The sequence below is a fragment of the Phycisphaerae bacterium genome (assembly GCA_017999985.1).
GTDB lineage: Bacteria > Planctomycetota > Phycisphaerae > UBA1845 > Fen-1342 > JAGNKU01.
Genome location: JAGNKU010000003.1, coordinates 1 through 12589, shown reverse-complemented (window position 1 = coordinate 12589; position 12589 = coordinate 1). Strand labels below are relative to the sequence as shown.

At 65.0% G+C, this 12589-nt stretch carries 12 protein-coding genes; 6 read left to right on the top strand and 6 right to left on the bottom strand.

The window, feature by feature from the left end; all coding sequences use genetic code 11:
- Nucleotides 1-5: 5 nt before the first annotated feature.
- Nucleotides 6-1529, bottom strand: coding sequence for a hypothetical protein (locus KA383_05255; protein MBP7745518.1), 1524 nt, complete (start codon nucleotides 1527-1529; stop codon nucleotides 6-8).
- A 143-nt stretch (nucleotides 1530-1672) separates the two neighbouring features.
- Between KA383_05255 and KA383_05250 the strand changes: the two genes are divergently transcribed.
- The 6 genes from KA383_05250 to KA383_05225 all read left to right on the top strand — a co-directional run bounded on the left by KA383_05250 (nucleotide 1673) and on the right by KA383_05225 (nucleotide 8615).
- A complete protein-coding gene (locus KA383_05250; protein MBP7745517.1) occupies nucleotides 1673-2188 on the top strand; it encodes a hypothetical protein in 516 nt (171 codons plus the stop codon).
- Nucleotides 2189-2208: 20 nt separating this feature from the next.
- Nucleotides 2209-3468: a tetratricopeptide repeat protein gene (locus KA383_05245; protein MBP7745516.1), complete on the top strand. Its 1260-nt coding sequence runs from the start codon at nucleotides 2209-2211 to the stop codon at nucleotides 3466-3468.
- Between the two features lie 402 nt (nucleotides 3469-3870).
- Nucleotides 3871-4608, top strand: coding sequence for a site-specific DNA-methyltransferase (locus KA383_05240; GenBank protein MBP7745515.1), 738 nt, complete (start codon nucleotides 3871-3873; stop codon nucleotides 4606-4608).
- Nucleotides 4609-5254: 646 nt separating this feature from the next.
- Nucleotides 5255-6214, top strand: a complete 960-nt coding sequence (locus KA383_05235; protein ID MBP7745514.1) for a type I restriction enzyme HsdR N-terminal domain-containing protein — start codon at nucleotides 5255-5257, stop codon at nucleotides 6212-6214.
- 155 nt (nucleotides 6215-6369) lie between these two features.
- Nucleotides 6370-6987, top strand: a complete 618-nt coding sequence (locus tag KA383_05230; GenBank protein MBP7745513.1) for a hypothetical protein — start codon at nucleotides 6370-6372, stop codon at nucleotides 6985-6987.
- A 524-nt stretch (nucleotides 6988-7511) separates the two neighbouring features.
- Entirely contained in the window at nucleotides 7512-8615 is a 1104-nt protein-coding gene (locus tag KA383_05225; protein MBP7745512.1) for a right-handed parallel beta-helix repeat-containing protein, read from the top strand.
- A 481-nt stretch (nucleotides 8616-9096) separates the two neighbouring features.
- Here KA383_05225 and KA383_05220 read toward each other — a convergent pair whose 3' ends face one another.
- From KA383_05220 to KA383_05200, 5 genes are all read right to left on the bottom strand, one after another.
- Complete coding sequence (locus KA383_05220) at nucleotides 9097-9432, bottom strand: hypothetical protein (GenBank protein ID MBP7745511.1); 336 nt, start codon at nucleotides 9430-9432, stop codon at nucleotides 9097-9099.
- A 202-nt stretch (nucleotides 9433-9634) separates the two neighbouring features.
- Entirely contained in the window at nucleotides 9635-10075 is a 441-nt protein-coding gene (locus KA383_05215) for a tail fiber domain-containing protein (protein ID MBP7745510.1), read from the bottom strand.
- Between the two features lie 16 nt (nucleotides 10076-10091).
- Nucleotides 10092-11051: a collagen-like protein gene (locus KA383_05210; protein MBP7745509.1), complete on the bottom strand. Its 960-nt coding sequence runs from the start codon at nucleotides 11049-11051 to the stop codon at nucleotides 10092-10094.
- Nucleotides 11036-11215, bottom strand: coding sequence for a hypothetical protein (locus KA383_05205; GenBank protein MBP7745508.1), 180 nt, complete (start codon nucleotides 11213-11215; stop codon nucleotides 11036-11038). The genes KA383_05210 and KA383_05205 overlap by 16 nt, the downstream gene beginning before the upstream one ends.
- A 58-nt stretch (nucleotides 11216-11273) precedes the next feature.
- The gene (locus KA383_05200; GenBank protein MBP7745507.1) at nucleotides 11274-12458 is read right to left on the bottom strand and encodes a tyrosine-type recombinase/integrase; all 1185 of its coding nucleotides are present in this window, start codon (nucleotides 12456-12458) and stop codon (nucleotides 11274-11276) included.
- Nucleotides 12459-12589 lie beyond the last annotated feature (131 nt).

Sequence of the window (12589 nt, the reverse complement as noted above, 5' to 3'; positions counted from 1 at the left end):
GTTCGCTACTCCGTTGCGGCGGCCTCGGCCTTGAGGCGCCGCAAGTGCCCGGCCAGTTGCGCGGTGAGTCGCGCCCGCAACTCGTCGCACAGCGGTCGTAGGTCAATCGGGCGTTCCGGCTCGGGCACCACCGGCAGCTCCTGCTCGCCGATCCGCACACTGAGAATCGTCTTCTGCCCCGCGCCGTGCGTCCCGAACACGTAGAGGGTTTCGTCGCGCACTTCCAGGCGCACCCCCAACTGCGTGTACTCGAAACGGTCCGGCAGAAACGACGGCAAGGCGAAACCAATCGTCCGCCGCAGGACCTCCGACAGCAGGTTGCGCTCGATCCAATCCGACTCCGGCCCCGTCGGCTCCACGATGATCTCGGCATCCAGCGATGCGAGCCGGTTGCTTTCGACCGTCAGGTCATCGATCACCAGGCGGGCCTGGCCGCTCATCCGGCCCCAGCCCAGCGCCGCCGTCAGTCGGTCAAGCGACAGGCGTGCACAGCGCCCCGAGGCCACGAACCGGTCCACGCCGTCCGGCGACAGTTCCGCCGACTGAATCCGCAGCACCACCTCGCCGTCGATGTCCTGGAGCCCGACCGCCGCGAGTATGTCCCCCAGCGCCACGTCCGTGAAGATGCCTCTGAACGCGGCCCACTGCGGCACGCCGTCGACCACCGCCAGTTCCATCAGCTCCACGTCCGGCGCGCGCCCGCGCCACGCCGGCGACAGGAACGCCCCGGTGCATTCCGCGAGCTGCACGTCCTTCACGCGCCCGGAGACCGACAGCTCCCGCTGGCTACCTGTCTCGCGGTAAACGACGCGCCCGCCAAACGTACCGGTCTGCAGGTCCAGCCCCGTCAGGGCCTTCAACCCGACGATCGCGATGGGCAGCTCCGGCACGGTCAGTTCGACCCGGTCGAGCCGGATGCCGCGCGCCTGCGGCGAGAACTCCGCCCGCAGCGTGACCGGCTCCGGCGCCGCGTAGCCGTTGAGCTGCCGGCAGGTGACCGTCGCGCGCCCCACGTGTGGATCGTCGAACAGGACCACGCCGCCCGCGTCATCCAGCCCCGCGCGGAACTGCTCGCGCTCGAAGGACAGGTCCATGCCGTGGAACACGACGCGCCGCGGCCCATCCGGATCGAACCCGGGCCGCAGGCCGGACTCCAGCACCGCCCGGTAGTCCCCCCGCAGCCATGTGCGCGTCGAAATCTCGCAGTGCCCCCCGCGCAGTTCCAGTTCATACGCCTCCGGCTGCTCCGACGTCGGCGTCTGCGTCACCAGCGCCCGCTCGCACAGCGCGGCTTCCCCCCGTTTCTCCGGGAGCCAGATCCGCACCTGCTGGAACTCCCGCGCGGTACGGGAGCGTGGCACAACGCGCCCGATCTCGGCGGGCAACCCCAGGCTTCGGCTCAATTGCGACGCGCAGGACTTGCGGTATCCCGCACTCCGCACGTGCCACGCCGCCCCGCCCGTCAGCAGCAGCGACCCGAACGTCACGACGGCCAGCACGGTCACGGCGATGGAGCGGGCGCTGCGCATGCGGGGATTCTACCGCCAAACTCGGCCTTCAGGTCCCGACCGCCACGGTCCGATTTTATGGATAACTGCTTGTTTGCGCCGTCGGCGGCTCGCAGACCCGGTGGTCCGCGGGTGGCGCGGGCGCGGAACTCCAGGAGCCCCCGATGAGGCCTTTTCTCCTGAGCAGCATCGCCCTCGGCCTGATCTGCACTGCCTGTCAGCAACCCGTGTCGCGGCTCAACGCCCCACCGCACGGCACGACCGACACCCCCAGTCCCCTGCAGGCCGAGTACGCCCACATGACCAACAATGCCCTGCTCGCGGACATGTCGATTTCGGATGTCCATTTCGTGCCCCATCGCCCCGAGCTCAACTCGCTCGGCGAGGAGCGCATGGCCCGCCTGTCAGCACTGCTCGATCTGCACGGCGGCGCGATCCGGTTCAGCACGGATGAGACCAGCGAGACGCTCCTTGTCGAGCGCACCGCGCGCATCCAGTCCTATCTCCAGGAAGCGGGCATCGACACGACCGCCGAGGTCGTCGTCCAGGATATGCCCGCCACCAGCGGCATGGACGCGATCCAGGCCGTCATGATCAAGGCCCACGAAGGCATGTACGTCCCGAATCAACGGCAGGGCGCGGCCGGCACTGATGCCGCGAGCGCGCCACGCAGCCAGTAACCCAGAATGGGAGTGCTACGGTGCACAAGCTCACCCTGCGAATCGGCATTGCGGTGGTCACCGTCGTCGTCAGCGGCCTCGTCGCCTGTCAGACCACGGAGCAGCAGTTCAATCCCGGAGCGCTGCCCCAGTCGCACACCGACGCGACCCCCCGGCTGAACGCCTCCACCTACGTCGCGCACGGCCATCTGCTCGAACAACAGGGCCGCCTTGAGCAGGCCGCGGAACAGTACCGCAAGGCCCTGGAACTCACCCCGGACCTGCCCGCCGCCCGTAACCGGCTCGGCATCACGCTGAACAAGCTCGGCCGGCACGCCGAGGCCTCGGCCGAGTTCCGCGCTGCGCTTGCCCGACAGCCCAACACCGCGCACCTGTACAACAACCTCGGCTTCAGCCTGTACCTCGAGAACCGCTACGAAGAGGCCGACCAGGCCCTCGCCCACGCCATCGAGTTGCAGCCTAACTTCACCCGCGCCCACATGAATCGCGGCCTCGTCCTCGCCAAGCTCAATCGCGACGCCGACGCCCTTGCCGCCTTCATGCTGGCCGGCTCCGAGGCCGACGCCTACTTCAACCTCGCCGTCATTCAGACCGAAGCCCGCCGCTACGCCGACGCCGCCCGCACACTCGAACAGGCGCTCGTACACAATCCTGATTTCACCGAAGCGCGCGCGCAACTGCACGAGGTCTCGCGCCTGGCCGCCGCCGAGGAGGCCCTTCGTACCGCCGCCGCGACCGAAGCTGCGCCCACCCAGACCGCGTCCACCGAAGCCATCGCCAGCGTACCCGCGTCGGAAGCGTCCACGACCACCGAAACCACCATCATCGCGGCAGAGCCCCCCACGACCATCGCGTCGCCCGACACCACCAGCGCGACTACCGGCTCACTGAGCGACCTCCCCGCCACTCCGCCTCCGACCCCCAATGCCGCCGACCAGTCGCCCACGGCCGGCGGTGATAATACCATCATCACGGCGAGGCCGCCGGCAAACGACGCCACCGGGGTCGTTCTCGCGGCCGACGTGCTGACCGTCCCGCCCACCCCCGCATCCGGACTCGACGCGGACCCGACCAAGCGGCTTCTGGAGGAAATGGAGGCCGTGATCGCGTCCGCCACCACCCCGACCCCCGCGGCCCCGCCCGGCGATACCGCCAAGACGGACGAACTCACACGCCTGTTCGAGCAGCTTGTCGCCACGCACGATGGCGACCCGGCCGAGTACGAAGCGCTCCTGTGCCGCGTCTATGAACTGCTCGGCGCGCCCGAAGATACCCATTAGGCACCAACCCCCTGCAGTGCAGCGGCCGGCCCCGCGCCGGCCGCTTTTTTTCCAGAAGATGCCTGCCAGCACCTTGCCCTTGTCCAGCGGCGGCCGCCCACCCTTCTGGTTAGGGGTATTTGCTTGACCCAACCTGCCGCGACCGGTGGGGCGGCGGGGGCATGGGCGAGGATTATCCGCGCACGCGGATGGAACTCGAGCAGCGGTTTCCCGGTAAACGCCTCGCGCTGGCCGCCGACGAGGCAGGGAGTGGTCTCGGCGGTGGCGCTGTCGAGCTGGAGCTACGCGGCGCCGCGGATCGAGTCGAGCAGCGCCCCGGAGTGGACGAACAGCAGCGGGGCGGCGGCGGGACCGTTCCGCGGCCTCGCGGTATACGGCACGATCAGCGCGACGAACGAGCTGATGGCCACCATGCGCGAGCCGCCGGAGCCCGCGGCGCCTGGTGCGTTTCATCCGCGCGGCAAGAATCCGGGCGACTTCTGGAGAATCGCAGCCGAGACCCGCTCACTCGGCGCAATCATGGGCGAGCGCGGTGCTGTCAAGGTCCCCGGCGGAGCCGGCTGGGTCGGGCACCCGCCGGGCGGGGAGGCGCGAATCATCCGCGAGCAGGATCCGCGCTGGTTGTCTCCCGGCGGCAGGAACCCGGGCGACTGCTGGGAGATTTCGACACGCCCGTGTCCCGGCGCGCATTTCGCGGTCTTTCCGGAACATCTGGTTGAGACACCCATCAAGGCGGGTTGCCCGCTGGAGGTGTGCATTCGCTGTGGCATGGCGAAGGAGAAGGTGCACCGGCTCCCCGAGAATCCCGGCGCGTTCAACATTCGCGTCCGGGATGTCCAAGCGGGCCGGCTGAAAGCCGCGGACAGAAGGGCATCCGAAACCGAGCTTCGGGACTACGACGAACACACGTATCGGTCGCGAGCACGCGGGCTTGTGATTTCTCCCGGCTGCGGGTGCCGCGCTGGCTTTCGCAGGGCGATTGTTCTCGATCCGTTCATGGGCTCCGGCACGACGGCGGTCGTCGCCAGAAAACTGGGGCGGGATTTCATCGGATTCGAGCTGAACCCGCGCTACGTGCGCATGGCCCGAAACCGGTTGGCGGTTCTGGGCGCCGCCTCACACCACACGAGCGCCGCGTAGGTGCGCTGGTTTTCACGTCGCGCTAGCGTTCGTTTGCACGATGCGGTGAAGTTGCCCAGGACGAAACCCGAAGCTGGCCCTCGGCCTGAAATGAGCTCGCATCCACTGGCCATTCACCGCTTTGATCTTCCGGGGCTTTTCACTCCCCTCGCCGGCGCACTATCTATCAAATTGTCCGCAACCGCCACAAGCACGGCGGCTGCTCCGCCCTTCACGAAATTACACGGTAGTTTGCCCGGCCCCTCCTTCGGGCACTTCTCCATAGCTTGGATCGCTTTGCCGGCCAGAGCCAGGCAGCCGAATCCAAGCGCCGTCCGTATCAGACCCATCACACACCTCCATCTTGGCAGCCGTCGCCGTCACCTGCTCTATCATGGCCCGGCTGAAGGGACCAGGCCGAAGCCTTGAGCGCGAACCGGGGGCTTGCTCATAAGAAGAATAAACCATTTCCCCAGCCGCGTCAACCATAACGCATTATGCGACAATGAGTTACGTTACTTTGTCGCGGGGTTTCCCCTGCGCTTTCTTCGTGGTCGGGCGCGCAACGCCTTGTGACGTGCTGGCTTACCCGACCTCCTTGCCGAGTCCCGGTGAACCGGTGCACCAAGCACCGTCACCGACGACCTCACCGAGGGAGAAACGCGCAATGGCAAAAAGTAACAAGGCGCCAGCGAGCGCGGACGCACTCGGGGACGGGATGATCCTCGATTACATCTCAGGGGCGCCAAAGAAGGAAACCCCGAAAGAAGTCGTCCGCCAGCGAATCGCGCGAGCGCTGTTCCACGAGTACGCCATCTCCGTGGATGACATGGAGGCGGACTTCCCGATCGCGATCGAGGGCAGCCGCAAACGCGTGGAGATCGCCATTTTCAAGCCTGGCGGCGAACACACGCAGGGGAACGTGTGCCGCGTCGCGGTGTGTCGGCCCGAGCCCAAAAACGGCAAGAAGGGCGCCACCAAGATGCGCGACCACGAGCAGGCCGAGAGCGACTTGGCTGAGCTCAAGAGCTTCATGGCCGCCGCGGAGCAGTGCCAATACGGCCTCTGGACCAACGGCCTAGATTTCTTCTTCCTGCAGAAGAAGGCCACCCGGTTCGACGTCAAGTTCCAGCCACTTGGCGACTGGCCCATGGGCGACGAGACGCCCGGCACGCGCGAGGTGGCGTCGGACATCCGGATGCGCCGAGCGGATCCCGAGATGCTCCGGATCGCCTTCCGCCGGTGCCATAACTTCATCCACGGCAATGAAGGAATGCAGAAGGACAAAGCCTTCTGGCAGTTCCTGTACCTGATCTTCTCGAAGATGCACGATGAGCAGCGGAACGGTGGCGACGAGAACACTCTGCCGTCGCTCGTCGTTGCTGTGATGACGAGCCTCTCGACGCACCGCAGCGTGCCCGTCCAGACGCAGGCCTCGTGCAGATCCTTGCCGGCCATGATCGTGACCTTGCCGATCCTCGGCAGGCTGGCCCATGAGTATCCGTTGTATTCGCTGCGGATGCTGACCGGGATGAACGGCTCACTGAACTTCCCGAGCGCGGCCAGCAGGTGCGCGTTGGTTTCGTCCACGTCTGTTCCCTCCGGCAAGTCCGGGTCGAAGCGATAGCAGCGCGCGAGTGGGAAGTTCTTTGGCATTGTCACCTCGACCGGTTCCGGTGGTTCGCTCGTCGACAGCAGGCCCACCTGGAACGTCGGTGTCGCCTCGGGCAGCGCGATGCCCAACTCCTGCGCGCGCAGGTACTGCTTGTACGGCAGGCGATGATGGCCGCGACGCTGCGGATAGCGGTAAGCCTCCAGCTCCAGCGCCGCTTTCAGCTGGGCAAACGCCTCGTTTTGCACAAGCTGTGTCCGCGCCGGCAGCATCAGCCGGATCCCGGTCGGTTCGCCCGTGAGATCAACCAGGAACCAGAGTCCCTGCTCGCTGACCGGGTGGAAGTCGAAGCTGGTCATCTGGCCGTGGAAGTTGATCAGGACGTTGTCGCTGTACGCGAAGCTGCGGCGCGCCTGGCGATGCCAGTGCGTGAGCTGCTCCGCTTCGCGCACCTCGATCCGGCAGCCCAGCTCGAGAATGTGCACCGCCCGCTCGCCGACGAACGTTTCGGTTGCGCACGGGCAGTCGTCTACCGCGACATTCAGGCCGCTGAAGACCGCCAGCGGACTCACGGTGGCATGCGACCACTCATCGTCTTCGAACTGGACGATCGTGCCCGGCACCGGATCGGGATCAGGCAGCACCTCCACCGGCGCGCCGTGCCAGCCCTCGTCGCTGATCTGCACCATCCGGCCGTTGGAATGGATCGTGGCCGCCCGCGGCGCCAGGCAGAACAGCCCAACGCCGGCCGGGTCTTCGCTGGCCTGGAAATCCTCCTCCCAGCCTGAGCCGCCCAAGTCGAGGAGCTTGGCGAAGTCGTCGATGCCGCAGCCGTCGTCTCGCACGGTGACGACGCCGTTCTCGTTGGTGATTTCCACGTGTTTGGCGCCGGCCCGCCGAGCATTCTGGAGCAGCTCGGTGATGCGGCCCTCCAGCGTCCCAGTGAACAGCCGGCTCGCTTTGGTCAGCAACCTCGGGTTTACGCATGCTTGAATCGTAGTCATGGTGTTTTCCTCGCATGAGGTAGAAGTCGACGTCATGCCAACGCCGGCATGGCCTTCGGGAACGCGACGCAGGCCTGCGCCCGCGCGCGGAGTCGCGGTTGTGCGTGGAGACTGACTGGCAAGTAACTGGGACAGCGGTTACGCGAGAACGACGGCGGCAATCCCGCGTAGGGCACGGGGCCGGTCCGCGGCGCGGTTATCGGCACTTTTTCAGCCTCGACGCCGCGCTGTTCCGCCGTACCGCCCGGTCGAGAATTGTCACCTGCGCGTTATACTGCGGATGATCCGGTCTGGCCGGAGCACAACTCATGCAGAAGGACCATGCACGTCAACGATGCATCGCTCCCGCACTTCGCATCTGCACCTGCGCTTACGTCGCGTGCTTTCTAGGCTCCGTGCCGGCGGGCGCTCAGCGGATCGGCTACTGCGACTCCTGCGAAAGCTGCTCCGCGATGCTCAACGGCGATTACGATATTGTCATCCTCGTCGCGGACATAACCGATGCGACCGGTTGGTGCATCGATTTTGGCGCGGACAACGTCACGTTCGACGGCAACGGGCGAGTGATCCTCGGAAACGGCGCACTCGTGGGCATCGACTTTAGCAACCGGCACAATGTCGTTGTACGGAATAGCGTCGTACTGCTGTTCGAGTACGGGATCTATGGCGATTTCTGCCATGATGTCGTCGTACAGGAGAACTCTGTATTGTTGTGCACTTGCACCGGTGTCTATTTGGGCCCGGGTGATGGGTGCGCGATTGTTAACAACTCGCTTGCTAGGAACGGTGTCGACAATCAGTTTGGAGCGGGCATTGAGCTCCAGGGCGGGACGTGGGACTTCTTGATATCGGGCAACACACTCACGGAGAATTGGCAAGGCATGCTCATCATGCATGCATACCAGGGCGTGCTGGTTGGCAACCGGGTTGAGGGCAGCATAGATTCCGGTATAGTGTTGGCGGGAAGCGACAATGCGGTTTACCACAACGCTCTGATCAATAATGGGCAACATGCGACTGACTACAGCGGCGCCAGCAACGTCTGGGATGGCGGTTACGCCGAAGGCGGTAACTTCTGGAGCGGGCACCCTAATATCGACGAGTTCTGCGGCCCGGAACAGACCGAGGCCGGCAGCGACGCAATTTGTGACCAGCCGTACGTAACCGGCGGCCCCGGAGGTGCGGTCGATCGATATCCCCTCATCCGCCCAATCCTGGGACCGTGGAACCCGTGCGACCTCGACTTCGACGGCGACGTAGACTTCTCCGAGTTCGAGACCCTGGCCGTGTGCTTTAGTGGTCCCGGCATAGAACCCATGCTCTGCTGCCTGCGAACCGACATCGACCGCGACGTCGGCGTGGACATGGCCGACTTCGCGCTATTCCAGGTGTCGTTTACCGGCTCGCCCTGACGATGCGGGGCGTGAGAAGCGGAGCGGGGGCATGCGCTGCATCGGCCGCGGAAGCCGATGCGTTTGACTGCACGCGCCCCAACAGCGTGGGCAGTCGGGTCAGAAGGAGAGGGCGAGGACCGACTGTCGCACGCGAGACAGCGCAAGACGGAGGAAAGACACGCGCGGCGCGGCCAAGACAACGGGAAGACTCCCGGTCGATCGAGCTACCGCTGAACGAGCTGAAACCTGGTGATTACCTGGTCGCAGCATCGATCAGCCTTTGATCGCCAATCCAAGGCGTTTGCCCGACGCGTGGTATCCGCACGTGCCGCGCAAGGAAGTGATTTGTTTCAAGACAGCATGAGGAGCACCGCGGCGGAATGCCCGGGCGGTGCTTTGAAGGTCGCGCAGGCGCGCGACGGAGGCACTCTTGACCGCGGGCTTCTTGAACCTATGCCGCGCGGCGTGCCAAACGGACCATCGGGTCGGATGGCGAGCCTCACTTGTCCGCGACGTACGCGAGGCGGCGTCCACCCGCGCCTGGTCGGGCGGTAACGCGCAGAAGGTCAGCCGCGATCAACCGACTAAGGCACTTCGAGAACGTTCGCCGGGCCAATGGCGGGATGCCGCGCTCGTGGCACCCGGCAACGTACAGTTCTCGCAGGCGCACCGTGCTGACGGGGGTGTGCTTCTCAGCCAATCGTGCGAGGGCCTTTTCGTGCTCCGAGAGGCCGGCCATGCGCGCTTCACGACGAACTTCCTGCCAGCACTTCAGCTCCCGGTCGATCGAGCCGGAATCCAGCATGCGGTGGCCAGCCTCGTCGGCTTCGATCACGGCTTGATCCCACCCGTTGCTCGCAAGGAACTCGCGCATGCGTGGTATTGCGTATACCGGCAGGGCGTAAGAACCGCGTCGGGCCCGCTACTTGTGAACGCATTGGCTGGCAAGGGCCGCGCGTACGCGTGCCTGGATTACCAGGGACAGTTTTGTCCTAGCCTGACGCCATGCCGGTAGCGTGCCAGTTGATAGAGTCGGATCATTCCATTGTTGACGCCGCAGACGATGACGTGGTCATTCCAAGCCGGGCCTCAAGTACCGCCAAGCGTGCGCGCAGTGTGGCACTCTCGTCCTGTAGCGCCCTGATCTGTGCCTCCTTTTCCTGGCGAAGCTCACGTAGGGCCTCGACGATGAGGGCCTGGAAGCCTCGGGGTGCCACGTATTTGTACCCGTTTTCACCCTCACTCACCCACTCTGGAAAAACCCCTTCTACATCCTGCGCAATGAAGCCGACCTGCCTACCCGGCAGAGTTAGGGGTGTGTGTGGATCGTTGTACTCAAAGGTCACGCCACGAAGGGCGAGGACCCGATCAAGCGCGCCCAGCAGCGGCTCAATGTCCTTTTTTAGTCGACGGTCTGACAGTGCCGCCCAGTCCCCTCCGCCCGGTTTGGCAGCCTGACCGTTGACGGCTAGCGTCACGCCGTAATCTACGGGATCAGCTCCGATCCCGACACGGCCATCCTTGACCAACCGAGACTGTATCCGACCCCACGACAATGCCGGCGCCATCACCCACATTGAGATGCGCCTCTCCCGATGTAGCGCCGCCCATCAGTCCGGCGTCCGCATACACGGCGGTAATATCACCACCCCCGCCCCCACCACCCTGGAGGTCGTCGTCCGGAGCCCACGTCCCCGTGCCGTCGTCCCACTTGAGCACTTGGCCGTCCGTCGCACCCATTTGATCGATCTTCACGCCCGTCACCGCGCGAGCGGCGATCATGTCTGCCGAAATCGCATCCGGTTGCTGCTCATTTACGAAAACGCTGTCGCAATCGCCGCACTCCAACTGGCCTCCACCGGTGCTATCAACGCCCCACACCACGCTGCCGTCACCGTCTGACTTGAGCACCCTGTCGACCGGTTGTCCCTGCGAGCTCAGCTTGTCGTGCGTGACGCTTCCTACCTGAACCATCGATCCGGTGATTGAATTCGCCTGGCCCTCGTTCACGAAACTGGTATCACAATCACCGCAATTAACAGGGCCTGCTGCGCCCCGGCAATCGAGGACATCCACGACCCCGTCATGGTTGACATCCTCAGTCGCCAAGTTGCCAATGCCGTCACCGTTCAGGTCCCAGCAGTTCGCCCCTGGGTCTCCGTCCTGCCCTGGCTGACCTTGTGTGCCCGGTTGCCCGGGGACGCCTTGCGGTCCCTGTGGACCCTCGGCTCCCTGCGGTCCCTGGCGGGCGGCAATCTGCTGCTCCGCCAAGACCTGTTGCACGATCTGCCGCACGTCGTCCTCGGTGAGACCGACGTACTGCGGGCCCGCTTCATCGGCCGGCGGAATGCAGCCCGGCTCGATCTGAGCAACGAGCAGACCGACGCAAGCAAAGCCGAGAAGTGCAGGTGTCACACTTCCGCGACGCAACCGTGGGCTCAGTAACATACGCATGATCTTCTCCTCGCATTGCGGAGCGCGCGATACAGGTAGTCGAGGGCCACGATCGCGAGCGGGTTGGCGCCGGCGCAGTACGTGGCCCACAGGCGAGTCGCTTCAATCGGAGTGAGTGGCTCGCCCGGCTCCGCATGATCGAAATCGTCACGGATGCCAGACATACGTGCCGTCCACATCCACTATACCGGGCGGACCGGTCCTCAAACGAGCACGCGTACGTCACGCTGACCGGGCTTCCGCATCCGGCTGCACCACCCGCGGTCTCACGTCGAACTCGACCGTGTCCCGCATTTCCTCGGGAATCAAAGCCGCATAGTGCCGCCGACAAATCTCTGGGCTGTTGCCCATCAGCTCCGCGATCTTGTAGAGCGACTCGCCCTTCTGGGCCAGGTGGCTGCCGAACGAATGCCGGAAGTCGAGGCACGTCCACGACAGGCCGTTCCGCTCGTTGATCTCGCGTAGGTCCTGGGAAAAGTTGTCCGGGTCCCAGCGCTTGCCCGTTGGCGATGGGAAAAACCAAACGGAGTCCTCGGCTGGCTGACAAGCCTCCAAGTAGCTCCGCAGCGTGGACGAAATCGGCACGCGGCGATTTCGCCGCGTTTTGGGCTGCCAGGATTCGCCGTTCACGACTTTTTGACGCACACGGATCATGCCCGCTTTGAGGTCGACATCGTCCGGTGTCAGCCACAACGCCTCCTCGCGACGCAGGCCTGCGTAGATGTACATCGCGACCAGGGCCTGGATGACCGGCCGCTCCGCCAGCACGAGCAGTTGCTCGTCGATCTGCGGCAACGTCAGGAACCGAATGTGCCGCTCCGGTTCCTTCCGTCGCGGAACCGCGTCGACGGGGTTGGGGAATCGCCGGTCGGGCGAGCGGAATCCATGCTGCCGGATCGCGTAGGTAAACAGGATGTGCAGCACCTCCCGGATTCGATTCGCGGTCTTCGGGGCGATTCCCTCGTGCTTCACCCGTTGCGTGATATGCCCCTCGATGATGCCGGCGGTGAGCTCTTCGAGCACCTTGACCTGAATGTGGCGGCCAGCAAACCGGTCCTTCACGGTGATTGGTTTCGTCGCCCGGCACCCGTGGTTGATCGTGCTGCCCGGCTTCAGCGCGTCGCACACCGGGCCGAACACGGTCCGCAGGTAGGAGAGGTCGTTCTTGTACGACTTCCGCGTTCGAATCGTGCTCAAGTGTTCGCAGAATGCCGTGAGGAACGGGACGAGCGGCGTCCGCGACGCTTGGACCAGGTCGCCCGTGACAAGGTCCCCTTCCAACTTCTTGAGCCTGAGGCGGGCGATCCGCTCATCGCGGGTCCGTAGCGAGTGCCGGACCCGCAGGCCGTTCACGTAGTAGGTGATCCACCAGGTCTGCCTGCCGGGTTTGCGGAAGATGGCTGCCATCGCAGGGCCTCCATGGCCACTCCGGACCCTGCGACGTTTGCGGTGGGCACCTTTTGGTCACCCCTGCGCAAAAGAAAACGCAGGATCCGGAGCCAACTCCTTGATCCTGCGTAAGTTAGGCACTAGAGGGA

Coding starts and splice junctions, on each gene's coding strand:
- KA383_05205 (MBP7745508.1), bottom strand. CDS start 11,215: ATGTCTGGCATCCGTGACGATTTCGATCATGCGGAGCCGGGCGAGCCA.
- KA383_05240 (MBP7745515.1), top strand. CDS start 3,871: ATGGCCACCATGCGCGAGCCGCCGGAGCCCGCGGCGCCTGGTGCGTTT.
- KA383_05210 (MBP7745509.1), bottom strand. CDS start 11,051: ATGCGTATGTTACTGAGCCCACGGTTGCGTCGCGGAAGTGTGACACCT.
- KA383_05235 (MBP7745514.1), top strand. CDS start 5,255: ATGGCAAAAAGTAACAAGGCGCCAGCGAGCGCGGACGCACTCGGGGAC.
- KA383_05250 (MBP7745517.1), top strand. CDS start 1,673: ATGAGGCCTTTTCTCCTGAGCAGCATCGCCCTCGGCCTGATCTGCACT.
- KA383_05255 (MBP7745518.1), bottom strand. CDS start 1,529: ATGCGCAGCGCCCGCTCCATCGCCGTGACCGTGCTGGCCGTCGTGACG.
- KA383_05225 (MBP7745512.1), top strand. CDS start 7,512: ATGCAGAAGGACCATGCACGTCAACGATGCATCGCTCCCGCACTTCGC.
- KA383_05230 (MBP7745513.1), top strand. CDS start 6,370: ATGGCCGCGACGCTGCGGATAGCGGTAAGCCTCCAGCTCCAGCGCCGC.
- KA383_05200 (MBP7745507.1), bottom strand. CDS start 12,458: ATGGCAGCCATCTTCCGCAAACCCGGCAGGCAGACCTGGTGGATCACC.